At 40.5% G+C, this 23,407-nt stretch carries 21 protein-coding genes; 8 read left to right on the top strand and 13 right to left on the bottom strand.

From position 1 onward, the window contains the following. Positions 1 to 182: 182 nt before the first annotated feature. The 7 genes from dksA to AC27JL_RS01820 all read left to right on the top strand — a co-directional run bounded on the left by dksA (position 183) and on the right by AC27JL_RS01820 (position 5,591). The gene (dksA, locus tag AC27JL_RS01850) at positions 183 to 626 is read left to right on the top strand and encodes an RNA polymerase-binding protein DksA (protein ID WP_006791878.1); all 444 of its coding nucleotides are present in this window, start codon (positions 183 to 185) and stop codon (positions 624 to 626) included. Positions 627 to 644: 18 nt separating this feature from the next. Beyond that, positions 645 to 1,547, top strand: coding sequence for a tRNA glutamyl-Q(34) synthetase GluQRS (gene gluQRS / locus AC27JL_RS01845; RefSeq protein ID WP_008130954.1), 903 nt, complete (start codon positions 645 to 647; stop codon positions 1,545 to 1,547). Between the two features lie 187 nt (positions 1,548 to 1,734). Next, complete coding sequence (gene pcnB, locus AC27JL_RS01840; RefSeq protein ID WP_006791876.1) at positions 1,735 to 3,162, top strand: polynucleotide adenylyltransferase PcnB; 1,428 nt, start codon at positions 1,735 to 1,737, stop codon at positions 3,160 to 3,162. A 4-nt stretch (positions 3,163 to 3,166) separates the two neighbouring features. Next, a complete protein-coding gene (folK, locus tag AC27JL_RS01835; protein ID WP_487194665.1) occupies positions 3,167 to 3,652 on the top strand; it encodes a 2-amino-4-hydroxy-6-hydroxymethyldihydropteridine diphosphokinase in 486 nt (161 codons plus the stop codon). 31 nt (positions 3,653 to 3,683) lie between these two features. Next, entirely contained in the window at positions 3,684 to 4,478 is a 795-nt protein-coding gene (gene panB, locus AC27JL_RS01830) for a 3-methyl-2-oxobutanoate hydroxymethyltransferase (RefSeq protein ID WP_006791874.1), read from the top strand. Then, on the top strand, positions 4,478 to 5,326 hold the full coding sequence (gene panC, locus AC27JL_RS01825) for a pantoate--beta-alanine ligase (protein ID WP_006791873.1): 849 nt from the start codon (positions 4,478 to 4,480) through the stop codon (positions 5,324 to 5,326). Before panB ends, panC begins: the two co-directional genes overlap by 1 nt. A 28-nt stretch (positions 5,327 to 5,354) precedes the next feature. After that, positions 5,355 to 5,591 (top strand): hypothetical protein, encoded by a 237-nt coding sequence (locus tag AC27JL_RS01820; RefSeq protein ID WP_006791872.1) that lies wholly within the window; start codon positions 5,355 to 5,357, stop codon positions 5,589 to 5,591. A gap of 70 nt (positions 5,592 to 5,661) precedes the next feature. Here AC27JL_RS01820 and AC27JL_RS01815 read toward each other — a convergent pair whose 3' ends face one another. The 13 genes from AC27JL_RS01815 to AC27JL_RS01755 form a co-directional block, all read right to left on the bottom strand. After that, on the bottom strand, positions 5,662 to 6,630 hold the full coding sequence (locus AC27JL_RS01815) for a PstS family phosphate ABC transporter substrate-binding protein (protein ID WP_006791871.1): 969 nt from the start codon (positions 6,628 to 6,630) through the stop codon (positions 5,662 to 5,664). A 90-nt stretch (positions 6,631 to 6,720) separates the two neighbouring features. Continuing rightward, complete coding sequence (gene phoR / locus AC27JL_RS01810; protein ID WP_058428426.1) at positions 6,721 to 8,052, bottom strand: phosphate regulon sensor histidine kinase PhoR; 1,332 nt, start codon at positions 8,050 to 8,052, stop codon at positions 6,721 to 6,723. Between the two features lie 60 nt (positions 8,053 to 8,112). Continuing rightward, positions 8,113 to 8,802, bottom strand: coding sequence for a phosphate regulon transcriptional regulator PhoB (gene phoB, locus AC27JL_RS01805; protein WP_006791869.1), 690 nt, complete (start codon positions 8,800 to 8,802; stop codon positions 8,113 to 8,115). A 587-nt stretch (positions 8,803 to 9,389) separates the two neighbouring features. Beyond that, entirely contained in the window at positions 9,390 to 10,454 is a 1,065-nt protein-coding gene (gene fba / locus AC27JL_RS01800; protein ID WP_006791868.1) for a class II fructose-bisphosphate aldolase, read from the bottom strand. Between the two features lie 200 nt (positions 10,455 to 10,654). Further along, positions 10,655 to 11,830: a phosphoglycerate kinase gene (locus tag AC27JL_RS01795; protein WP_006791867.1), complete on the bottom strand. Its 1,176-nt coding sequence runs from the start codon at positions 11,828 to 11,830 to the stop codon at positions 10,655 to 10,657. Positions 11,831 to 11,899: 69 nt separating this feature from the next. Further along, entirely contained in the window at positions 11,900 to 12,916 is a 1,017-nt protein-coding gene (epd, locus tag AC27JL_RS01790) for an erythrose-4-phosphate dehydrogenase (protein ID WP_006791866.1), read from the bottom strand. Between the two features lie 165 nt (positions 12,917 to 13,081). Continuing rightward, positions 13,082 to 13,342: a hypothetical protein gene (locus tag AC27JL_RS01785; RefSeq protein ID WP_008128928.1), complete on the bottom strand. Its 261-nt coding sequence runs from the start codon at positions 13,340 to 13,342 to the stop codon at positions 13,082 to 13,084. Between the two features lie 26 nt (positions 13,343 to 13,368). Then, positions 13,369 to 14,094: an SIMPL domain-containing protein gene (locus AC27JL_RS01780; RefSeq protein ID WP_248518556.1), complete on the bottom strand. Its 726-nt coding sequence runs from the start codon at positions 14,092 to 14,094 to the stop codon at positions 13,369 to 13,371. Positions 14,095 to 14,234: 140 nt separating this feature from the next. Then, positions 14,235 to 14,912 (bottom strand): hypothetical protein, encoded by a 678-nt coding sequence (locus AC27JL_RS01775; RefSeq protein ID WP_487194664.1) that lies wholly within the window; start codon positions 14,910 to 14,912, stop codon positions 14,235 to 14,237. A gap of 59 nt (positions 14,913 to 14,971) precedes the next feature. Then, positions 14,972 to 15,595 carry a 3'-5' exonuclease gene (locus AC27JL_RS01770; RefSeq protein WP_248518558.1) on the bottom strand — a complete coding sequence of 208 codons (624 nt, stop codon included), beginning with the start codon at positions 15,593 to 15,595 and terminating at the stop codon, positions 14,972 to 14,974. A gap of 7 nt (positions 15,596 to 15,602) precedes the next feature. After that, a complete protein-coding gene (locus tag AC27JL_RS01765) occupies positions 15,603 to 17,441 on the bottom strand; it encodes a DUF294 nucleotidyltransferase-like domain-containing protein (protein WP_487194663.1) in 1,839 nt (612 codons plus the stop codon). A gap of 105 nt (positions 17,442 to 17,546) precedes the next feature. Continuing rightward, positions 17,547 to 19,271, bottom strand: a complete 1,725-nt coding sequence (locus tag AC27JL_RS01760; protein ID WP_006791848.1) for a sodium:solute symporter family protein — start codon at positions 19,269 to 19,271, stop codon at positions 17,547 to 17,549. Positions 19,272 to 19,281: 10 nt separating this feature from the next. Further along, positions 19,282 to 19,545, bottom strand: coding sequence for a DUF4212 domain-containing protein (locus AC27JL_RS01755; protein WP_004586074.1), 264 nt, complete (start codon positions 19,543 to 19,545; stop codon positions 19,282 to 19,284). Positions 19,546 to 19,957: 412 nt separating this feature from the next. Between AC27JL_RS01755 and AC27JL_RS01750 the strand changes: the two genes are divergently transcribed. Beyond that, positions 19,958 to 23,398 carry a PAS domain-containing hybrid sensor histidine kinase/response regulator gene (locus AC27JL_RS01750; RefSeq protein WP_487194661.1) on the top strand — a complete coding sequence of 1,147 codons (3,441 nt, stop codon included), beginning with the start codon at positions 19,958 to 19,960 and terminating at the stop codon, positions 23,396 to 23,398. The last annotated feature ends 9 nt before the right edge of the window (positions 23,399 to 23,407 follow it).

Raw genomic sequence — 23,407 nt, 5'->3', positions numbered from 1 at the left:
GCAAGTTTTACAAACCAGTAAGTTAGTTAAATAAGCACCCTCATTTAACGCACTTTTTACTCGCAAAGCATGGTTGAAGCTAATTCGAATAATTAAAAATAAATTTGCCTAGGGTATAAGTTTCTGTTATTTATACCGCCGGCTAATGCTGAGGCATTAAATTAAGGATTTAGGAGAGAGTTATGCCAGACCAAAAGAAACATGGTTTATTGGCTCAAGCCGGTTTAGAACCATACCAAGAAAAACCAGGCGAAGAGTATATGAATGAAGCACAACGTGCTCATTTCAAAACGATTTTAGAAACTTGGCGTAACGATTTACGCAATGAAGTTGATCGTACAAAATCGCATATGCAAGACGAAGCTGCTAACTTTCCTGACCCAGTTGACCGCGCTGCACAAGAAGAAGAGTTTTCTTTAGAACTTCGAACTCGTGACCGCGAACGTAAATTAATTAAAAAAATTGAAAAAACAATTATTTTAATTAAAGAAGATGATTTTGGCTTTTGTGAGTCTTGTGGTATTGAAATTGGTATTCGCCGCCTAGAAGCGCGACCAACTGCCGATTTATGCGTAGACTGTAAAACACTTGCAGAAATTAAAGAAAAACAAGCTGGACGCGGCTAATTAACCCTATTAATTAGCATGCCACCTGCAGCCGTTACTGCGCCTATGCGCAACTATCGCGGTCGTTTTGCACCGTCTCCTTCTGGGCCACTTCATTTTGGCTCACTTGTTGCGGCTGTGGGCAGTTACCTTGATGCAAAAGCAAATAAAGGGTCTTGGCTCGTCCGTATCGAGGATATAGACACCACTCGAGTGGTGAAAAATGCCGACACCGATATTCTAAATACCTTACAAGCCTATTGCCTCCACTGGGATGAATCAGTTGTTTATCAAACTAAGCGGCTCGATTTATACCAAGACGTAGTCAGCTCCCTTGAAAATCAACAATGTGTTTATGCTTGCCACTGTAGCCGAAAACAAATAAAAGCATTGGGTGGAATTTACCAAGGCCAGTGTAAAAACCTTGGACACCCAACCGATACAGGCGCACTACGATTAACACAATGCCATGCAACCACACACTTTAACGATCTGATTCAAGGTGATATTTGTGTTAGTAGCGAGCTGGCACACGAAGATTATATAATAAAGCGCAGTGATGGCTTATTCGCCTACCAATTAGTGGTTGTTGTGGACGATATTGATCAAGGCATAAATAGGATTGTTAGAGGCGCCGATTTAATTGAGCCAACAGCACGGCAAATCAGTTTATTTAAACAACTTAATCACCCTATTCCTGAGTTTGCTCACTTACCTTTAGCCGTTGCCAAGCCCGGTTTTAAACTATCTAAACAAAACTATGCTCCTGCAATTAGTAAAGCAGAGCCAAAACCCGCATTGATAAGTGCCTTTGAATTTTTAGGCTTGCCAACTCATGCCAATTTAATGGATTTAACTACTGAGCAACTCATTGAGTGGGGCGTAAATACCTTTGAGTTAAAGCAAGTGCCGCAAGTCGCTGAAATACAAATTTCTCAGTAGCAAACAAGTTAAGCCAAGCAATTTACTAAACTGTGTAAATAAAATCGTTAAAAACAGCTTAATTTCAACACATCAACTTAATTTTTAAACCCTGCTGGTATATGATAGCCGCCTAAATATGTGCTATTTGAGTAAGACGGTGAGTATTGGGGTTTAACACCACTATTTGCGGTTATTTTTGATTGCGATGAAAGGCCAATCAACACCTTCTAGGAGACGGATTATTATTTCCAAGCTTTTTCAATTTTGCCGACAGATAATCGGCCCAAATACGAGTGCTGAAAATGCCTCTGCCTCTGTAAGCAGCGAACCATTAGTAATCACGCGCGGTGAGCATGGTATTTCTCGTAAACAATTTAGCCCAAATGCAATCAAAGTTTTATACCGATTAAAAGACGGTGGCTTTGATGCCTACCTCGTTGGTGGTTGTATTCGCGATATATTGTTAGGTCAACAACCTAAAGACTTTGATGTAGTCACTAACGCAACACCCGACCAAGTTAAAAAGCTATTTAGAAACTGTAGGTTAATTGGTCGCCGTTTTCGTTTAGCGCACATTGTATTTGGCCGTGAAATTATTGAAGTGGCAACCATGCGCGGTCATCACGAAGCGCCTGAGTCTAAAAACCAAATAAGCCAATCAAGTACTGAAGGGCAATTATTACGTGACAACGTATTTGGTAGCATTGAAGAAGATGCCGAGCGTCGTGATTTTTCAATTAACGCGCTGTATTACTCAATTAACGATTTTAGCATTCATGATTACGCCAATGGTTTAGCCGCTATTAAAGCAAAACAAATAGAGCTTATTGGCGATCCTGAAACACGCTACCGTGAAGATCCCGTGCGTATGTTACGCGCAGTACGATTTGCAACAAAGCTTGATATGAGCATTGCGCCTAATAGCGAAAAGCCGATCAGCGAGCTTGCCAGCTTACTTGATAACATTCCACCGGCGCGTTTGTTTGAAGAAGTACTTAAACTGTTTTTAAACGGTAAAGCTGAAGCTAACTTTTTAATGCTTCGCCAATACGGGCTTTTCCGTGCATTATTTCCTGCGCTAGATAAAATTTTAGAAGCCAACCCAAATGGTTTAGAACAAGCCTTTGTTCAGCAAATGTTTCAAAATACCGATAAACGCATAAATGCAGATAAAAAAGTAACGCCTGCATTTATTTTTGCCGCGCTATTATGGTTCCCACTTTTAGCAATAACCAAAAAGCTTCAAGCCGAAGAACAACTTAGCGAGTACGATGCCTTTGCACAAGCAATGAATAAAGTACTAAGCGAAAGCGCACAACATATTGCAGTTCCAAAACGCTTTACGTTGGGTGCACGCGATATTTGGCATATCCAGCACCGTTTAGATAAACGTGCAGGCCAACGTGCGTACAGGTTAACGCAACAACCGCGCTTTAAAGCCGCTTACGACTTTTTATTATTGCGCGTTGATGCGGGTGAAACTGAGCATAAAGAACTTGCACAGTGGTGGACTCAATACCTTAGCCAAGATATTAACGGTCAAAAAGACATGGTTAAAAACTTAGGTCATCAAGGTGGTCCAAAGCCGCGTAAACGCTCTCGTCGCCGCGCACCAAGAAAGCCAGCTGAGTAATAACATGAACCGTGTTTATTTAGGGTTAGGTGCTAACTTAAACTCGCCTAAACAACAGCTTGATAACGCGATTGCGGCACTTAAAAAACTGCCGCATAGCGAGTTTGTAAGCGTGTCTCACTATTACGCAAGTAAACCTATGGGACCGCAAGACCAACCCGACTACATTAACGCAGTTGCATGTATTAATACCCATCTTGAACCAGAACAGCTACTTGATTTAACACAAAAAATTGAACTAGAGCACGGCCGTGTTAGAAAAGCTGAACGTTGGGGTCCTCGAACGCTAGACATAGATACCCTTTTGTTTGGTAATAAAATTATTAATACTGCACGCTTAACTGTGCCCCATTATGGCTTGAACGAACGCGAGTTTGTGGTGTATCCACTGCTTGAACTTGCGCCAGAACTTATTTTACCCAGCGGCATTGCACTAAAAAACATTGCAACTAATTTACCGCTAAACGACTTACAACAATTACCTCTGTAATTAACCAAGGCTTGTGCCTGCGAGGAATATTATGTCTAAAATAACCGTTTCTACTTTAAATAAAATGAAAGCAGAAAATAACAAAATCACAGCATTAACTGCTTACGATGCAAGCTTTGCAAAGTTATTTCATGATAATGGCGTTAACGTTATTTTAGTCGGTGATTCATTAGGTATGGTGCTGCAAGGCGGTGATGATACGCTTGGCGTAACCAACCAAGATATTGCTTACCATACGCGCTGTGTGCGTGCAGGAAGCCGTGAATTATTTGTTATTGCTGACATGCCATTTATGACATATTCAAGCGTTAACGACACGTGTAAAAATGCCGCAGAGCTTATGCGTGCTGGTGCAAACATGGTTAAACTTGAAGGTGGCGAATGGCTTTACGACAGTATTAAAGCGCTTACTCAACAAGGTATTCCTGTGTGTGGGCACTTAGGCCTTACCCCTCAATCTGTGCACGTATTTGGCGGCTTTAAAATCCAAGGCCGCGAAGAAGACAAAGCACAAAAAATGATTGATGATGCAAAAGCACTTGAAGCCGCTGGCGCACAATTATTAGTACTTGAGTGTATCCCGAGTGCATTGGCAAAACGTATTACTGATGCGCTTAGTATTCCAACCATTGGCATTGGTGCTGGTAATGTGACCGACGGTCAAATATTAGTAATGCACGACCTAGTGGGTATTTCGGCAGGTTATATTCCAAAATTTTCAAAAAACTTTTTATTAGAAACTGGCAACATGCCAGCGGCCGTTCAAAAATATTGTACCGATGTAAAAAGTGGCGCTTTTCCAAGTGCTGAACATGAGTTTAAATAATGCAGTCAATTACTGAAATTAAATCATTACGTAGTCAAATTAAAGCATGGCGACAAGCGGGCTTGAGTGTGGCGTTTGTACCAACAATGGGCAATTTACACCGAGGACACTTTTCACTCGTTGAAAAAGCAAAAACTTTAGCTGATAAAGTGGTTGTTAGTATTTTTGTAAACCCAATGCAATTTGGCGCTAACGAAGATTTAGATAACTACCCACGTACATTATCAGAGGACAAACAAGGCCTTGCAGAATTAGGTACTGATATTGTATTTACACCAAGTGTAAGCACAATTTATCCAAATGGCCTTGGTGAGCAAAGCTTTGTTGACGTACCTGGCGTGTCGCTTGGTTACTGTGGTGGTTCGCGTCCTGGGCACTTTAAAGGCGTTGCAACTGTTGTGACTAAGCTATTTAACCTAGTGCAACCTGACTACGCTTGCTTTGGTGAAAAAGACTTTCAGCAACTGCAAGTGATTAAAACGATGGCTCGCGACCTATCTATGCCTGTTGAAATTATTGGTGTACCCACCATGCGTGAAGTATCAGGGCTTGCTATGAGTTCACGTAATGGCTACCTATCAGCAGAGCAAAAAACAACAGCAACTGCTTTATTTAAAGCGCTAGGCCAGTGTGCCGAGCAGCTTAAGCAAGGGAATAAAGATTTCACTTCGCTTAAAACACATGCTAAACAAAGCCTAGAGCAAGCAGGCTTAAAGCCAGACTATTTTGAGATAGCTCAACGAGATACCTTAAAAACTGCTACACTCGATGATAACCATTTTGTTATTTTAGCCGCCGCCTTTTTAGGCTCTGTGAGATTAATTGACAACATGCAGGTCGATATTTAATTTATTGAGCTTACTTTAAGGATTAAAAATGCATATATTAATAAAAACAAGCGTGGTTGCGCTCACTTTAGCTGTTTTAGCCGGTTGTCAAAACCATGTTGAAAATGCCGAGATGAACCAATGTGCTCAACAAAACTTTCGTTGCGAAAGCACCTGCGAGCAACAAACAACAGCTGAAGGGCTTAAGCAACAAGTATGTTCTGCTAAATGTGTAGAAACATACAACCAATGTAAAGCACGTGCTGAAAAGTTAGGTGGTATTTAATTCCCTAAAATGTTTAATTTTAAGCACAAAAAAACCGCTCAATGAGCGGTTTTTTTATTGCTTAGGTTTATTATTTTAAACCTAGTTTTTTAAGCTCTACTTCAACTAGCTTTGCAGAAAGAGGAACATAACCATCTTTTTCTACAATTTGTTGACCGTCTTTTGAAAGAATCATTTTTAAGAATTCAGCTTCCATCGGAGACAAGGCTTTATTTGGGTGCTTGTTAACGTACACGTATAAAAAGCGAGAAAGTGGGTATTTTCCTTGCGCAACGTTATCAAGTGTTGCATCTACAAAGTTAGTGCCTTTTTTAGACAATGGAACAGTACGTACACCTGACGTTTTGTAACCAATACCTGAGTAACCAATTGCGTTCAGTGAAGACGAAATTGACTGTACTACAGATGCAGAACCCGGCTGTTCATTTACGTTATTACGGAAGTCACCTTTACACAGTGCTTTTTTCTTAAAGTAACCGTAAGTACCTGATACAGAGTTACGTCCGTATAATTGAATGTCGCGTGCTGCCCAGCTACCTTCAAGGCCTACATCGCTCCAACGGTTAACTTGCTCTGACGCACCACACTTACGAGTTGATGAGAAAATAGCGTCAACTTGGTCAATACGAAGACCTTCAATTGGGTTATCTTTGTGTACATAAACAGCAAGTGCATCAATAGCTACGCGAACTGCTGTTGGCTTGTAACCGTAACGTTTTTCAAACGCTTCGATTTCTTTTGATTTCATTGCACGGCTCATTGGACCTAGGTTAGCAGTACCTTCGGTTAATGCTGGAGGCGCTGTAGAAGAACCTGCCGCTTGAATTTGAATGTTTACATTTGGGTAAATACGTTTGTACTCTTCAGCCCAAAACGTCATCATGTTAGCTAAAGTGTCAGAACCTACTGATGAAAAGTTGCCTGATACGCCGCTGATTTTTTGATACTCAGGAATGTCTTGATCTAAAGCCACTGCTTGAGCAGATACGAAAGTTGTAACAGCCACACCCATTGCGGCAACTAAATTTTTAAATTTCATGTGGGTTCTCCGATTTGTTCGTCCCATTTTCTAACTGCTGCCCACTCTAAAGTGAGTACATGACAATGATATGACTCTTAAATGACACTTTTATGACTTTACCAAAACTTGTTGTTTATTTTGGGGTTCAACGATCTTATCTATTGAAAAACAAAAAGAAAAACAAGAACCCTTTCCAACTTCACTGGCGATATTTAATTTACTATCGTGGCGTGTTAACACATGTTTTGTAATTGCCAAGCCTAAACCAGACCCTCCTGTGGTTCTGCTTCGTGCTTTATCTACACGATAAAACCGCTCAGTCAGTCGATTAATATGTTCTGCAGCAATGCCATCACCGTTATCAACAACAGTAAAACAAGCGGTATTATTTTTACGAAGCCAGCTAACCTGTATTTTTCCGCCAGGTTTAGTGTAATGAATAGCGTTAAAAACTAAATTAGAAAACGCACTACGCAGCTCATCTTCAGAGCCTTTTATGTCGAGTGTGTTATCTATATCAAAGAGTAATTCGTGGCCTTTGTCTTGATTAATAGACTGGGCTTCTGTTTGAATATAACCAAGTAACTGAGGTACATTAATCGCTTTATCGTTATCTTGTCTGCGTGAACCTTCTATTCGGGAAAGGGATAATAACTGGCTGACCAAACTGTCCATGCGTTTGCACTGCTCAAGCATGGTAGATTGTGCTTTATTCCACATTGCAGGAGGCGGTAAGTTGTCGCTGTCCATCATTTCAAGGTAACCTGTAACCACCGTAAGCGGCGTTCGCAGCTCATGCGATACATTGGCAACAAAGTCTTTGCGCATTTGTTCAAGCTGCTTTAAACGGGTTACGTCGCGCACCACAACCATTAACTGCGTAGTTGCATAGGGCATTACCCTAAACTCAAGCACTTGTTCAATAGCATGGCCATTATCAAGTTCTAGTGCTTCGTCAAAATTACCTTTGTGCATATATTTTGCAAACTTAGGTTCGCGTATTAAGTTATCTAAGCGCTGCCCATGATCGGTAGGCCACTGCAGCCCTAGTACCTTAAGCGCTAGCTGATTGCACCACACAATGCTTAAATCGGTTTGAAGCACAATAACAGCATCGGGTACCGCTTCGGCCCCATCACGAAATCGCCTAATTAAATCGGCCAATTCATTTCGTTTTTTTCGGTTACGGTGTTGTAGGTGATAAATGCCTTCAAACACTTGCTCCCATGCACCTTCGCCTTCAGGGGGGTTAAAACTGCGCTGATTTAAAAGCCAATCGCTTAAACGGTATAATTGATGATAATGCCAAACAAGAAGTGAAAAAGAGCCTAAAAATAAAAGCAAAAAAGGTGCGCCAACTAGCACACCAATTAATAGTAAGGGTAAAAAATAGATAAACAGACGCTTTATCAACGCCTGCTTATTAACAACTCGATACATACACTCACTTTACCTTAGAGTAGTTATACACGTATAAAACTAAGCTGGTGTTTAAGTAGGTTATAGTTTACTTGAAAAACGGTACCCTGCACCACGCACGGTCTGAACCAAACGATCGTGTCCTAACGGGCCAATTGCTTTGCGTAAACGGCGAATATGAACATCAACAGTACGGTCTTCCACATACACATTGGTTCCCCACACATGATCTAACAATTGTTCACGGCTGTAAACCCGTTCAGGGTGAGTCATGAAAAAGTGAAGGAGCCTAAACTCTGTAGGGCCCATATCAAGCTCATTTCCTTCAGAAGTAACACGATGAGAAATAGGATCTAAGCGTAAGCCATGCACTTCAATCGCTTCTTCTAAAGAGGTTGGCGACACACGACGAATAACCGCTTTAATACGCGCCATTAATTCTTTTGGCGAAAACGGTTTAGTTACGTAGTCGTCAGCGCCTACTTCTAAGCCGCGTACTTTGTCTTCTTCTTCACCGCGAGCTGTAAGCATAATAATAGGTATTTGGCGCGTGTGTTCGTTTTGCTTAAACTTTTTAGCAATTTGAATACCGCTTCCGCCAGGCAACATCCAATCAAGCAATACCATATCAGGGTAAGGCTCAACCATTGCAGCAATAGCAGAATCATAATCTTCAGCTTCAATTGCCTGAAATCCATTTTGCTCTAATACAAAAACAAGCATCTCTCTGATAGGCGCTTCGTCGTCTACGACTAGTACTTTACGTGACATTCCAATTTATCTCTTAAGCTATCGAATAAGTTTTCATTATTATGACTAAGTATTACATTTTTATGAAAGTGTAACGTGTAAATTAAAATCGGGGTAAAAAAAAGCCAAATTAATAATAAAAATCTCACTCCTGTCACAAATTTATATATTTTAAAAATTGAATAAAGACATTTTTAGTACTTACAAAAACTAAACTTTAAATATGATCGAATACTCAGATCATTGCTTTACTAAGTCTGCCTTTGTTTGTATTTACTTAGCTTTTAATAGATCTGGATTTTACTAAGCTTCACTTTAAAGATCAGATTTTTACCAAGGCGATCAATGTTGAGATCAATACTCTACCTACTCAAAAAGTTAAGCTGTTGATTGTTTGTACAAATAAAAAAAGATCTGATTATTTTTAATGCTAAATAAAGCTAAAAATTACGTTTACTTAGTAAAGTAATGATCCAATACAACCTGTGTTAGTAAATGAGTGATCCCAATTGATACCGTTGGTAATTGCATGATCTGCTATTGGCAGGCAATAAAAAAGCCAGTAATAATATTACTGGCCTTTACACATGATCTGTTTAATCGATCGATTATTTAATCTGTGGTGCTAACTCGCCGCTTAAGTACTTAAGGTGCATGTCATCAAGAGAAATTGGTTTAATTTTACCAGCCTGCCCTGCCGTTCCAAACGAGTTGTAACGTGCAACACAAATCTCTGTCATCGCTTTTGTAGCTTCTGCTAGGTATTTACGTGGATCAAAGTTAGATGGATTAAGCGCCATATGACGACGAATAGCACCGGTAGACGCTAAACGTAAATCGGTATCAATATTTACTTTACGAACACCGTGCTTAATACCTTCAACAATTTGCTCAACTGGTACACCGTAGGTTTCAGGAATTTCGCCACCGTACTGGTTTATGATCTCTAGCCATTCTTGTGGTACCGACGACGATCCATGCATTACTAAATGCGTGTTAGGAATACGTGCGTGAATGGCTTTAATGCGATCAATTGCTAAAATATCATCTGTTGGTGGGCGCGTAAATTTGTAAGCCCCGTGCGATGTACCACATGCAATCGCAAGCGCATCAACATGGGTTTTATTTACAAAGTCAGCGGCTTCTTCAGGATCAGTTAGCATTTGATCAGTTGTTAATTTACCTTCTGCGCCTACACCGTCTTCTTCGCCCGCTTCACCCGTTTCAAGTGAACCTAATACACCTAGCTCGCCCTCAACCGATACACCGCACGCATGTGCCATAGCCACTGTTTCGCGAGTAACTTCAACGTTGTATTCATAACTTGAAGGCGTTTTACCATCGCTCATTAACGAGCCATCCATCATTACTGATGAAAAACCAAGTTGAATTGAACGCTGACAAACACCGGGCGAGGTGCCGTGATCTTGATGCATTACGACAGGGATATGTGGCCATTCTTCAACGGCTGCTAAAATCATATGGCGAATAAATGGAGCACCGGCATAAGCACGAGCGCCTGCTGATCCTTGAACGATTACTGGGCTGTTTGTTTTGTCAGCCGCTTCCATTATTGCGCGCATTTGCTCTTGGTTATTCACGTTAAAAGCGGGTACGCCGTAACCATGCTCAGCTGCATGATCTAAAAGTTGTCGCATACTGATTAAAGCCATTGGGTATTCTCCAATTTATCGATAGCATTTCACTGCCATCTAGTTTGAACGGATATGTTAGTTTGGCGTTTAAATAACACCACGAAACCCACTGCTCTGCAGTTAAGCTTCGTACACATTAATTATTAAATTAGGGTGAGAGGTATTTAATAATTAATGATTAGTGAGGGTTTCCCCTCACTTTACACGGCTAAATAACTTTATTTAGCGCGTGACTCTAGCATTTCTACTGCTGGAAGCTTTTTGCCTTCTAAAAACTCTAAGAACGCACCACCACCGGTAGAAATGTAAGAAACTTTATCGGCTATGCCGTATTTATCAATTGCAGCTAAGGTATCACCGCCACCCGCAATTGAAAATGCGTTTGAATTAGCAATTGCTTGAGCAATAGCACGCGTGCCGTTGCCAAACTGATCAAACTCAAATACACCTACAGGACCATTCCATACTACCGTGCCTGCATTTGCAATAATTTTAGCAAGTTGGCTGGCGGTATCTGGGCCAATATCAAAAATCATATCGTCGCTAGTCACTTCGCTTACATCTTTAAGCGTAGCAACTGCTGACTCTGAAAACTCATTACCTACCACTACATCCGTAGGAACTGGAATTTCACCATCGTTTGCCTTCGCTGCTGCACATAAACGATTTGCTTCATCCATTAAATCAGCTTCAAAAAGTGATTTACCTACCGGATTGCCTGCAGCTGCAATAAACGTATTAGCAATACCGCCGCCAGTTACTAGCTGGTCAACAATTTTAGACAGTGAATCTAGTACAGTTAGTTTAGTCGAAACTTTTGAACCACCCACAATAGCCACTAATGGGCGAGCTGGATTATCAAGTGCTTTTCCTAATGCTTCAAGTTCAGCCGATAGTAATGGGCCTGCACAGGCAACATCAGCAAATAAACCAACACCATGAGTAGACGCTTGTGCGCGGTGAGCTGTACCAAAGGCATCCATTACGTATACATCACATAAAGCTGCAAGTTGTTTTGATAACGCTTCGTCGTTTTTCTTCTCGCCTTTATTAAAGCGCACGTTTTCAAATACAACCACTTCGTTATCAGCTACATCTACGCCATTTAAGTAGTCTTTTTCAAGACGCACTGTTTGCGCTAGCGCATCGTTTAGGTAATCAGCTACAGGGGCAAGCGAATATTCTTCGTTGTATTCCCCTTCCGTAGGACGGCCAAGGTGTGACATAACCATTACTTTAGCGCCTTTCTCAAGGGCTAATTTAATAGTAGGTAGTGCAGCACGAATACGCGCATCTGACGTCACTTTACCTGCTTTAACTGGTACATTTAAATCTTCACGAATTAATACGCGTTTGCCGTTTAAATCTAAATCTGCCATTTTTATGACCGACATGAATATCTCCTTAGTTAACGATACTGAACCTGAAAAATACGTTTTAAATTATTATAGTAATATAAAAAGTTACTGAGTTACTGCAACCATCGCACGCGCTGTATCGAGCATACGATTTGCAAATCCCCACTCATTATCACACCAAACAAGTAACTTTATCAGCCGTTTGTGACTAACTCGTGTCTGTGTGCCATCAATAATACAAGAATGTGGATCGTGATTAAAATCAACTGATACAAGCGGCTCTTCGGTGTAGCTTAAAATACCTTCGAGTCTATCTTTTGCTTGTGCTTTAAGTGCATTATTAACGGCCTTTAAATCTACATCGGCATTAACCGTTACACTTAAATCCATAGCCGTTACATTAATTGTTGGAACGCGAACAGCTATGGCCTCAAAGCGACCTTCAAATTTAGGTAATATGCGGTCTATACCGCGGGCAAGTTTTGTATCTACCGGAATAATAGACTGACTCGCAGCGCGGGTACGGCGTAAATCATGATGGTACGCGTCAATCACTTGTTGATCGTTCATCGATGCATGAATAGTGGTAATAGCACCCGACTCAATACCAAAGGCATCGTCTAATACTTTTATTACTGGCACTACACAGTTTGTGGTACACGAGCCGTTAGATACAATAGTATGCTCGCTTTTAAGCTCATCGTCGTTTATGCCATAAACAATAGTGGCATCTACGTCGTTATCAGCTGGATGCGAAAACAACACCTTTTTGGCGCCCGCTGTAATGTGTAACTGTGCATGCTCACGCGAATGATAAACACCAGTACATTCAAGTACCACATCTACATCAAGGGTTTGCCAAGGCAATTCTACTGGGTTTTCTTCACAAAAAAGTGCAATAGTATCGCCTGCAACACTAATGGTGTCTTCACCAAGTTTTACAGGAAAAGAAAAACGACCGTGGGATGTGTCGTATTTTAATAAATGAGCAATAGCTTCAGGGTCAGCCAGTTCGTTAATGGCAACAATTTTAATCTCGTCGCTCAAACCTGACTCGTACAACGCGCGGACAATATTTCGACCAATACGACCAAAACCATTAATTGCAAGTTTGATTGCCATGAAATATAAAATCCACTCTTTTAGCGTGCAGATAAAGGCTATGTGCCTTTTAGATGCCTGTATTGTAATCGACCTTGCGCCTGATTATAAGAGGGGGCGATTAGAAACTTTAAATTAACGTTGAAAATCCCCACATAGCATTAAAGTATACACGTTAAAATTTGCTTATAACCCGCTTCCATTGTGTGTGTTCGTACCAGAGGAAGTTCCTCCACCAAAGCTTTTAGGTATGCTTTTGGGCTTATCCTGTGAGCGATAAAACAACCACAAACCAACCGCAGCAAACAACGGAATTAACCAGACCAATATGACTTGTGCCACTTTTTGAAAAACCTCTAAATCATCGCGCTTTATTAAAAGAACGCTAACAATGAGATTCAGTAATGCAATGACACCAAACCCAATATAAAAATACTTTAATTCCATTTCTCTAATGCCTCATACCCTAATTGTTATTTTATCTCTAAATCAAACACCACGTTTATAGATGATTCAAATGTTATAGAAATTTCTAAATAATGCCCCGCTGCAAAAGGAGACTCACTCATTTTCGAACCAGTCACATCAATGCGCTCAACATACATTGAATGATAGCCATAATTTGAGCGATTGTTATTAGAATTAATACTATAAATATTTCCAAGAGATGCACCAAATGAACTCGCTAGTACTTTACCTTTAACTTTCGCATTTTCTACTGCATTCTGCGTAGCCTGAGCTTCCAACTCTTTGGCTTTTGAAGACAGTAACTCTATATTAGTTACTTCATTTATTTTTACACTCAATGCAAAATCAACAATTTCATTCATCTTGTTAATATCATCAATAGTAACTTTGAGTGAACGCGAAGCAATGTAACCTACCCGTTTTTCTTCACCACTTTCTAAATATTGCATATCAGCAGTAGTTAATAAATTTGAGGCTGATACTGCCGACTCTTCGACCCCATACTTATCTAAACTGTTTAAAAATAAATTAACCCTAGCATCCACATCACGTTTTGCATCAAGTGATTCTTTTTTCATACTAACCACCTCAAATGAAATTTTGGCTAGATCTGGTTTAGCTAATACCTCACCCTTCCCCTGGACAGCAATATGTCTATTCGGCGGCAAACTTGAATTTGCAAACGTAACAAGTGGAAATAAGGCAATAAAAATAGCGATGATAAGTTTCATATTCGTTCCTTGTAAAAGTGAAATTATGACTTATATGCCTACACCTATAAGTAACATTTAATAATATTTCAGCTAAATATTTTATGCTTACGTGCCTGAGTATCCTCATTAAATTAGCTAATTTTTGGGTGATGTAGAGGCTACTCTTTTGACTCTGAGCTAACCGTTTTTTCTTTATTTTCATTAGGTATTAATGCTGAAATATTTTCTTGTGAAATAATAAGTAACTTATCTTGTTTATTATCATAAACAAATAAATTCCCCATTGTTGAGGCTACTATTTGAACATTTTGAAGTTGAGTTACTTTACTCTGAGCAATTGGATAATTTAATGATAAGTGATAACTCATTGTTCTTTCATTTATTATGTCTTTACTGTGTGAATACGCCAACATAGTAGGGTATATAGATATTATAAGTGCTAAAAATAACATTACTGAGTAACTAGGTTTTAATAAATAGAGCGGGTAACCAAAGCCATAATAAAGTTTTTTTAACACGGTTGTTTTACTAGGATCTGGCATGTGTCCTGAGCGCCAATTTAAATAAATAGCTATTAAAACGATGAGCGTAGTATAAATAGTAATAAGTAAAGGATTTGAAATCAGTGCCAGTAAAAAGTCACTTATTTCAATAAAGTTGAACACATCAATCGAAAAGTTATTAAGTAAAACGTAAAGATACACAACACCTGATAAACTACCCAGTAAGTAAAGAATAGTAAGAAACACACCAAAATTATTGTGAATGTACTTTTTGACTGCTTTGAGGTCATTGTTTAACTGGTTGTAATACTTACTGGCGGCTTCAATTACCATAATAAATCCTTTTAAAAAAATTGAGTTTAACAAAATTATACGTAAGTGAAATAGCTTTGTTAAACTAGTGCTCTTAACGTTAACTCTTTACCGGCGCCTATTTGGTGGCATTGGGCCAATAACAGCTCAGCAGTGGCTTGTGCATCGGTAAGCGCATGATGGCAATGATAGCTTGGTAAATCGTAGCGATTACGGCATTCATTTAAGGTTAAATCATCTAATTTTATATCGCTTGCGTGTTGCAGTAAGCGCTTTTTTTCTATTTGTAGGGTATCGATGATCAGCTTAGGCCGCTGGGTGACCCCTGCATTTTTTAGTGCTAACTTTAAAAAGCCCCAGTCAAGCATGGCATTATGAAATACTAAAATGCAGTCACTAAAGTGAGCGCTTAAAGACATTAAAATACTCTGTAGGCTTTTCCCTTGTGCCACCGAGTCAGTACTAATACCATGAAAAACCGGGCTTTGTTCAAGGCTTTTTACGTCTTTATTAATAAAATGCTGCGACTCGCTCATTTTTATACATTGGTTATCAATTACAACCCATGCAACCGACACTATTTCGTGCTGTTTTGAGTCAAGCCCTGTGAGCTCTAAATCAATCACCAAATAGCGCTGCGAGAATGCATTTTTTGCTAGTAATTGACGGCGCTTTATATACCGCGTAAGTAACATTTTTACCATGAGAGCCTCACAAGCTGCCCCGTGCAAATTTAAACGCGGCGCCTTGCTGCGCTTGTTTTACTAAATAAAACGCTTCTTTTAACTGATGGCGCTCTAGTGAATTTAATTTATTAGGGTTAATACAGTTGCTTGGTAACCCCTCTTCATTAATTTGTGTGCTTAAGCGCAGCTGAGTTAAAAACCGCCAACAGTCTTTTAAGTTGTAAATATCGTCTTTGTTGATGAGGTTATACTTTAATAATGCTTCTAGGCGCTCTTGGGTGTTAGCCCGTTTAATTCCCGCTTTTAATGCGTATAAGCGCACTATGTCGTTAATGATCACCACACCGCGTTTTTTCAAATCTATGTATTTGTGGTTGTTGTCACCTTTTTGCGTTTTAAACTTGTTAAATAAACCTATGGGTACGCTGTTATTATTTATGTCGGTAGCCATGGCTGCATAAAATAAATCGTTTCGCGATATGCGCACTAATTGTTCACAAAATGCGGTATATAACGAATTTGAACCTTCTATAAAGCGTAAATCAAAAAATATTTTACAATTAAGCATGGCTTCGGGGGTTGGGCTTTTTATCCATTTAAAGAAGCGTTCCGACCAATCGTTCACGCTCATGCGGCATAAGTCACTACTTGCCATTATGTTACCAGGGCATCGCCTAATGCCGCATTCAACGAGTTGTTCGCAAACAAACTCTCCCATTTTTTTAAAGTAAGTATGCTGCTCTTGAGTTAAATCGTTGGGGAGCAGTAGGCCGTTATCTTGATCTGAATGCAATGTTTGCTCTTCGCGTGCTTGTGAGCCAAAGCATATAAAACTAAAACTGGTTGGGGCTGCGCCGTGATCTTCTTGAAATAGTCTGATCAAGCGCGATGTTAATGCATCGGTTAACCCGCTTAGTAATTTACCAATAAGTGAAATATCGTCAATATTATGAGAGAAGCTCTTTAGTAAATCGGGCACTTCTTTGGCGTAACGTTTTAAGTCGGTCACGTTATGCGCTTTATAAATGCGGCCAATGAGCTGCACAGGATCACTTTTTTGTTGGCGCAGTAAATCAGTACTGGTGAGCATACCTATCGGGTTATGGCTTTCATCAAGCACTGGCAAGTGGTGAATATTATATTTAAGCATTAAATGCAACGCAGAAAACACGCGATTATTTTCAAATATAAATTTAGGGTTTGTGGTCATTATGCTGCTAACCGCTTCTTGCGGGTCTACTTCGTCGGCAAGCACCCTATTTCGCAGATCGCGGTCTGTTACCACGCCAACTAAATGGGCATGTTGAATAACCATAATTGACGACACACCGTGCTCTTTCATTTTTTTAGCGCTTTGTCGAATGCTGGCATCGGGTGAAAGCGTTATGGCTGTGCGGGTCATGAGTTCAGATATTCTGCGCTCTGACCAACTGTCGTTTTTACTTTTATAATGTGATGATAGTAATCTATTGGCGTGAGCTCTAACAAAGTATTGCTCAAAAGGTTTGTACTCTCGGCGTAAAAAATCAAAGTGTTCTTGGTTGAGCATATACACTATGCCCTCTTTTTGAACCGCCAATTTATTTTGAATTGCTTCGCCAGTTAAAAGCGAGGGAAAACCAAAATAATCACCTTGTGCCAGACGCGCCACGACTTCACCTTTAGCATCAACTAAATCGTAAAGACCTGAGCGAATTAAAAAAAGCTTTGGGTGTTCGCTCTGTAGCCACTGCGCTTGGTTTTCTCGCGTTAAATAAATAACATCAAGATGGTTTACAAAGTAGTCGCAAGCACTGTTATCGAGCATGCTGAACGGCGCTTGAAGGTAAACATATTGGGCCACTTCTTGTTGTTCTACACTCATTGTTACACTCACTTAAAAGTATACACAGCACCAATGTACTCATTATTTATACAAATAAAAAGCCCGACTAAGGTCGGGCTTTTGGTACTTTACATATAAGTTGGCTTAATGCGCGTGCGCTTCTGCCGACCCTTTAGGATTACGAATACCTTCTACCATTTCTTGTATTTCAACAGGTGTTGGTTGAGTGAATTTCAGTACTACGGCAGCAACAACAAAGTTAATTACCATACCGACTAAACCTATACCTTCAGGCGAAATACCTAAGAACCAGTTCTCTGGGCTGTTAAGCTCTGGGCTCACAAATTTAAAGAAGATGATATACGCTGCAGTAAAGCCAATACCGGTGATCATGCCTGCAATAGCGCCTTCTCTGTTCATTGTTTTAGAGAATATTCCCATGATAATTGCAGGGAAGAAACTCGCCGCTGCTAAACCAAAGGCAAATGCGACCACCGACGCTACAAAGCCAGGCGGATTAATACCAAAGTAAGCAGATATAACAATGGCAATCATCGCGGCTAATCGAGCGGCCAGTAGCTCTTGTTTATCACTAATATCGGGTTTCAGAGTACGTTTGAGTAAATCGTGCGAAACAGAAGTCGAAATAACCAGTAGTAAACCCGCTGTTGTCGACAGTGCTGCAGCAATCCCCCCTGCGGCTACAAGTGCAACAACCCATGCAGGTAAATTAGCTATCTCAGGATTAGCCAATACCATAATATCGCGGTCTACTTTTACTTCATTTGCGCTATTTGGATCCTCTATTTTACCTGCTGTGTAGAACATTTTGCCGTCACCATTTTTATCATTAAAAGTGATTAGGCCTGTACGCTCCCAGTTTTTGATCCACGCGGGTGCTTCTGCGTACGCTGTGCCGCTGCCGTCTTTACCATTGATTGTATCGATCATGTTTACACGTGCAAACGAAGCAACTGCTGGTGCGGTAGTATAAACAATAGCAATAAATACCAACGTCCACGCTGCTGAAATACGCGTATCTTTTACACGCGGTACAGTGAAGAAGCGAACAATTACATGTGGTAAACCTGCAGTACCGACCATTAATGCACCTGTAATGGCGAATACATCAATCATGCTTTTAGAGCCTTCGGTGTATTGTGCAAAACCCAGCTCTGCGCTTAACCCGTCAAGTTTATCAAGTACATACATACCTGAGCCGTCACTTAAAGTGGCACCAAAGCCTGTTTGTGGAAAGAAGTGACCCGTCATCATCATTGAGATAAAAATAGCCGGAACTAAGTATGCAAATACAAGTACACAATACTGCGCTACTTGTGTATAGGTAATGCCTTTCATGCCGCCAAGAACCGCATAGAAAAATACAATCACCATACCAATGTAAACACCGGTTTCAATTTCTACTTCTAAAAAGCGAGAAAACACAACGCCTACGCCGCGCATTTGCCCTGCAATATAAGTAAAACAAATAAATATGGCACATAAAATGGCCACTAAGCGCGCTGTACGCGAGTAGTAACGGTCGCCAATAAAGTCAGGTACTGTGAACTTACCGAATTTACGTAAGTAAGGCGCTAAACACATAGCGAGCAATACGTAACCGCCAGTCCACCCCATTAAGTAAACGCCGCCATCATACCCTGCGAACGAAATAATACCCGCCATTGAAATAAACGACGCGGCGCTCATCCAGTCAGCTGCAGTTGCCATACCATTAGCTAGTGGAGGTACGCCGCCGCCCGCTACGTAAAATTCGTTTGTTGAACCCGCACGGGCCCAAATTGCAATGCCGATATAAAGCGCAAAGCTTAAACCAACAATTATAAATGTGAGTGTTTGAACATCCATTGCTTAGCTCCTATTCGTCTACGCCGTATTTTTTATCTAACGTATTCATTTTGAAAACGTACACAAAAATCAAAGCCACAAAGGTGTAAATCGCGCCTTGCTGGGAGAACCAGAAGCCAAGTTTAAACCCAAAAAAACGTACTTCATTCAGTACATCTACCAGTAATATGCCAAAGCCAAATGAGACCACAAACCACACTGCTAGTAATTTAAACAGTAGTGAAATGTTTTCAGCCCAATAAGCTTTTGCTTGTTCTTCGTCTTTAAAAGCCATTTTTATTTTCCCCTTTAAGCACCGCAGTATCGCGATGGGTGGTTTTTTATCTTCGCTAATCAATTTAGCAACGCAGCTCACATATTGAATTGAGACCATAGTCGTAACACCTAATTAACGTTTACGTAAACTGCATTTAACCTATTTAATAGAAAACGTTATTTTTATTTAATATCAGCATGTTACGCTTTTTATACTTGCTATACTTATTGCTGATTTACCACTCAGCTCTCAAATGCGACATTAGTCTAATACGGGGGCTCTTTACTTTTTATTGTTATTATTCAGTAAGATATATTTTCACTTTAATTTACTATTTAAAATCAACCCCCACACCTAAGCTCAGTTCTGGTATTGTGTAATAACCTCTTGGGTTGAGGGTCATTTAAAAATAATAAGGGTTAATAACACCATGACTGCCGTTCTGATTATTGTTGCATTAGGGTATATAGGGGTACTGTTTTGGCTGGCAAACTGGGGCGATAAAACAACGCCTTTGGCAAAGCGTATTAGTCATCATCCTTTTGTGTATTCGTTTGCAATTGGTATTTACTGTACCTCTTGGACCTATTACGGCTCGGTGGGAACCGCAGCCACCAGCAGCTGGAGCTATTTACCTATTTTATTGGGTCCGGCCTTATTGTTTTTTTTCGGGCAGGGTTTTTTACGCAAACTGGTTTTGGTTAGTAAAAAACAAAACATCACGACCATTGCCGACTTTATTTCCGCCCGTTATGGCAAACGCCAAACCACCGCCATTTTGGTGACTCTTATTGCGCTGCTAGCCACTATTCCTTACATTGCGTTGCAACTTAAAGCCCTAAGCACTAGCTTTTTGCTATTGCAAAACAGCAATAAAATATCGGGTGATATGCTGGCACTTTCTGCCACACTTATCATGGCATTATTTGCAATATTTTTTGGTACCCGCAAAGTCGATGTCACCGAGTATCGCTCTGGGTTAATGCTAGCTGTAGCATTCGAATCTTTAATCAAGCTTTTTGCATTAATGGCTGTGGCAGGCCTCGCTATTTATACATTATTCAACCTACCAGAAACCTCATCAGCTCAGTTAACCGAATCTGCTTGGGCACACTGGAGTCACTTTAATTTTTTTAGTTTTAATTTTATTGGCCAATCCCTTATGGCGGCCGCGGCAATTATTTGTTTACCCCGCCAGTTTCATGTAACCGTGGTCGACAACCAAAATAAGCGCCATTTAAATACCGCTCGTTGGGCGTTCCCCTTATATTTATTACTAACCGCAGCAATGATTTTACCTATAGCGACTGCCGCTATTCACCCAAATATTGGTATTGGTTATTCGCCAGACAGCTTTGTACTGGCACTGCCGCTAATTAACAACAACGCCTTTTTAACAACCTTTGTATTTATTGGTGGCCTATCGGCTGCAACAGCCATGATTGTGGTTGCAACACTAACTCTAAGTACCATGATCTCAAACGATGTAGTGCTGCCATTAATACTGCGTCGTAAGTTTAAACGTAACCTAATTACCACCAGCTATAAGGCACAAATTTTATTAGTAAGGCGCTTTACCATTGCCGGTATTTTAATATTGGCTTATTTTTATCAACAATGGTTTGGCCATAGCAGCGCACTGGCTAGTATGGGCTTAGTTGCCTTTTCGTTAGTGACTCAGTTATTGCCCTCAATTGTTGGTGGCTTATATTGGCGAAAAGGTCATGCCTATGGGGTTTATGCTGGTCTTCTAGCTGGTATAACCTGCTGGGTGCTGTTTTTAATGTTACCCATTTTAGATGCAGGTAATACCTTAAATAGCGAGTTACAACAAACACTCATCACTCGTGGAACACTCATCGCACTCTTTGCAAATGTTGGTTGTTATATTAGTTTTTCTTTAGGGGCTGAAGAGCGCCTTATTGATAAAATTCAGGCCGCTGCGTTTGTAAATCCAAAAGATCAGGCTATTTTGTCTCGCCGTTTGAATAAAGATGTTAAAGCAACGGTTTACGACTTTAAAATATTGCTGCAAACCTTTTTAGGCATCCAACGCAGCCAACAAATACTGGCTCATTACGCACTTGCGCACCATTTAAACGACAATAACGCTCACCCAGAGCCGGAATTTATAGCCTATTGCGAACGCGCATTAACTGGTGTTTTAGGCGCATCATCTGCACAGGCGCTTATTCATACGGTGTCATCGGGTAAACGCATGGCATTTGAAGAAGTTGTTAACTTTTTTGATGAAACCACGCAAGCCCTACAATTTAACCAAAACCTATTATTTACCTCTTTAGAAAACTTAAGCCATGGTATTTCGGTTGTTGATAAAAACTTAAAGCTAGTGGCATGGAACAAGCGCTACAGTGCCATGTTTAACTACCCTGAAGGTTTTTTAGAAGTTGGCCAACCCATAGAGGATATTATTAGATACAACGCTAAACGCGGTGAATGTGGGCCTGGCGAAATAGAACGCCAAATAGAAAAACGCGTGCAACATTTAAAAAATGGTAGCTCTCATCACTTTATCCGCCACCGTCGTAATGGCCAAGTGTTTGAGATGATTGGTAATCCACTGCCTGATGGCGGCTTTGTAACGAGCTTTTCTGATATCACAACTCACATAAGCACCCAAAATGCGCTTGAAGAAGTGAACATGGATCTAGAAAACCGTATTGAGGCCCGTACCCAAGAAGTACAAACCATAAATAAAGACTTACAAGCGCAAATAGACAGCCGAGTAAAAACGGAGGAAGCACTTACTTTAGCAAAACGAGAGGCCGAACAAGCAAACGACAGTAAAACGCGCTTTTTAGCACTGGCTAGCCACGATATTTTACAACCCCTCAATGCAGCGCGTTTATACCTAGCTGCCATTGATGAAAAACAACTTGATGCCACTAATGCAAATAACTTTAATAAGCTTGGTGACAGCCTAGATTCGACTGTTCACTTAATGTCAGCCCTACTTGAAATAGCTAAACTAGAGCAAGGCGCAATGACCCCCACACCGCGCCACTTTTACATTGAAGATATTTTAGCCCCACTAAAAAGTGAGTACGCTATTTTATCAAGTGATAAAGGACTAAAGCTCACCGTACGTTCTGGTGGCCAAGTTGTGCATAGCGATATCACCTACCTGCGCCGAATTATTCAAAATTTAGTGTCTAATGCTGTTAAATATACTGATAAAGGACGCGTGTTAGTGGCATGTAGAAACCGAAAACATAGCCTGCGCATTGAAGTATGGGACACAGGCCCTGGTATTAGCGACGTTGAACAAGCCAAAATATTTAACGATTTTTATCGCGTCGAGTCTGGCGACAACAAAGGCGTAGGGCTGGGCCTTGGCGTGGTGAAGCGTATGGCAGATTTATTAAGTTTAGAGCTTGATGTGCACTCAGAACCCGGTAAAGGCAGCCGCTTTAGTATTGATGTACCCTATGGTGACGCCCTGTTTGTTCAGCAAAAAAGCGCAGCGAGTAACCTAATAGAAAACCGTACCGCAATAAACATTATTGCCGTAGACGACGATCCAGAAAACCTCGCAGCTATGGCAAGCTTACTTAAAAAGTGGCAAGCAAATTATACCCTGTTTGATAATGTCGAAAACGTCATGTCGCATGCCAAAGCGCATAGCGCACCGGATGTTATATTAATGGATTACCAGTTAGGCAATGAGTGCGATGGCATCACTTTAATTAAAGCACTCAGAGAAATATGGCAAAACGACATTCCGGCTATTTTAATTACCGCAGTGCGCGACACCGAACTTAAACAAGAAACAAAAGCAGCTAATATTCACTACTTAAGTAAACCTATTAAGCCGGGTAAATTAAAAGCCCTGCTTAATCACAGCACTTAATTTGTAACT

Source organism: Pseudoalteromonas sp. 4NS20-0020 (assembly GCF_057554385.1).
This window is presented reverse-complemented; position numbering and strand designations above follow the sequence as displayed.

Bases quoted from the DNA above. Each gene is read 5' to 3' on its own strand.
- AC27JL_RS01785 (WP_008128928.1), bottom strand. From the start codon at position 13,342: ATGGAATTAAAGTATTTTTATATTGGGTTTGGTGTCATTGCATTACTG.
- AC27JL_RS01820 (WP_006791872.1), top strand. From the start codon at position 5,355: ATGCATATATTAATAAAAACAAGCGTGGTTGCGCTCACTTTAGCTGTT.
- AC27JL_RS01760 (WP_006791848.1), bottom strand. From the start codon at position 19,271: ATGGATGTTCAAACACTCACATTTATAATTGTTGGTTTAAGCTTTGCG.
- folK (WP_487194665.1), top strand. From the start codon at position 3,167: ATGAACCGTGTTTATTTAGGGTTAGGTGCTAACTTAAACTCGCCTAAA.
- AC27JL_RS01770 (WP_248518558.1), bottom strand. From the start codon at position 15,595: ATGGTAAAAATGTTACTTACGCGGTATATAAAGCGCCGTCAATTACTA.
- gluQRS (WP_008130954.1), top strand. From the start codon at position 645: ATGCCACCTGCAGCCGTTACTGCGCCTATGCGCAACTATCGCGGTCGT.
- AC27JL_RS01775 (WP_487194664.1), bottom strand. From the start codon at position 14,912: ATGGTAATTGAAGCCGCCAGTAAGTATTACAACCAGTTAAACAATGAC.
- AC27JL_RS01780 (WP_248518556.1), bottom strand. From the start codon at position 14,094: ATGAAACTTATCATCGCTATTTTTATTGCCTTATTTCCACTTGTTACG.
- epd (WP_006791866.1), bottom strand. From the start codon at position 12,916: ATGGCAATCAAACTTGCAATTAATGGTTTTGGTCGTATTGGTCGAAAT.
- dksA (WP_006791878.1), top strand. From the start codon at position 183: ATGCCAGACCAAAAGAAACATGGTTTATTGGCTCAAGCCGGTTTAGAA.
- fba (WP_006791868.1), bottom strand. From the start codon at position 10,454: ATGGCTTTAATCAGTATGCGACAACTTTTAGATCATGCAGCTGAGCAT.
- AC27JL_RS01765 (WP_487194663.1), bottom strand. From the start codon at position 17,441: ATGAGTGTAGAACAACAAGAAGTGGCCCAATATGTTTACCTTCAAGCG.
- AC27JL_RS01795 (WP_006791867.1), bottom strand. From the start codon at position 11,830: ATGTCGGTCATAAAAATGGCAGATTTAGATTTAAACGGCAAACGCGTA.
- AC27JL_RS01755 (WP_004586074.1), bottom strand. From the start codon at position 19,545: ATGGCTTTTAAAGACGAAGAACAAGCAAAAGCTTATTGGGCTGAAAAC.
- panC (WP_006791873.1), top strand. From the start codon at position 4,478: ATGCAGTCAATTACTGAAATTAAATCATTACGTAGTCAAATTAAAGCA.
- AC27JL_RS01815 (WP_006791871.1), bottom strand. From the start codon at position 6,630: ATGAAATTTAAAAATTTAGTTGCCGCAATGGGTGTGGCTGTTACAACT.
- panB (WP_006791874.1), top strand. From the start codon at position 3,684: ATGTCTAAAATAACCGTTTCTACTTTAAATAAAATGAAAGCAGAAAAT.
- AC27JL_RS01750 (WP_487194661.1), top strand. From the start codon at position 19,958: ATGACTGCCGTTCTGATTATTGTTGCATTAGGGTATATAGGGGTACTG.
- phoB (WP_006791869.1), bottom strand. From the start codon at position 8,802: ATGTCACGTAAAGTACTAGTCGTAGACGACGAAGCGCCTATCAGAGAG.
- pcnB (WP_006791876.1), top strand. From the start codon at position 1,735: ATGAAAGGCCAATCAACACCTTCTAGGAGACGGATTATTATTTCCAAG.
- phoR (WP_058428426.1), bottom strand. From the start codon at position 8,052: ATGTATCGAGTTGTTAATAAGCAGGCGTTGATAAAGCGTCTGTTTATC.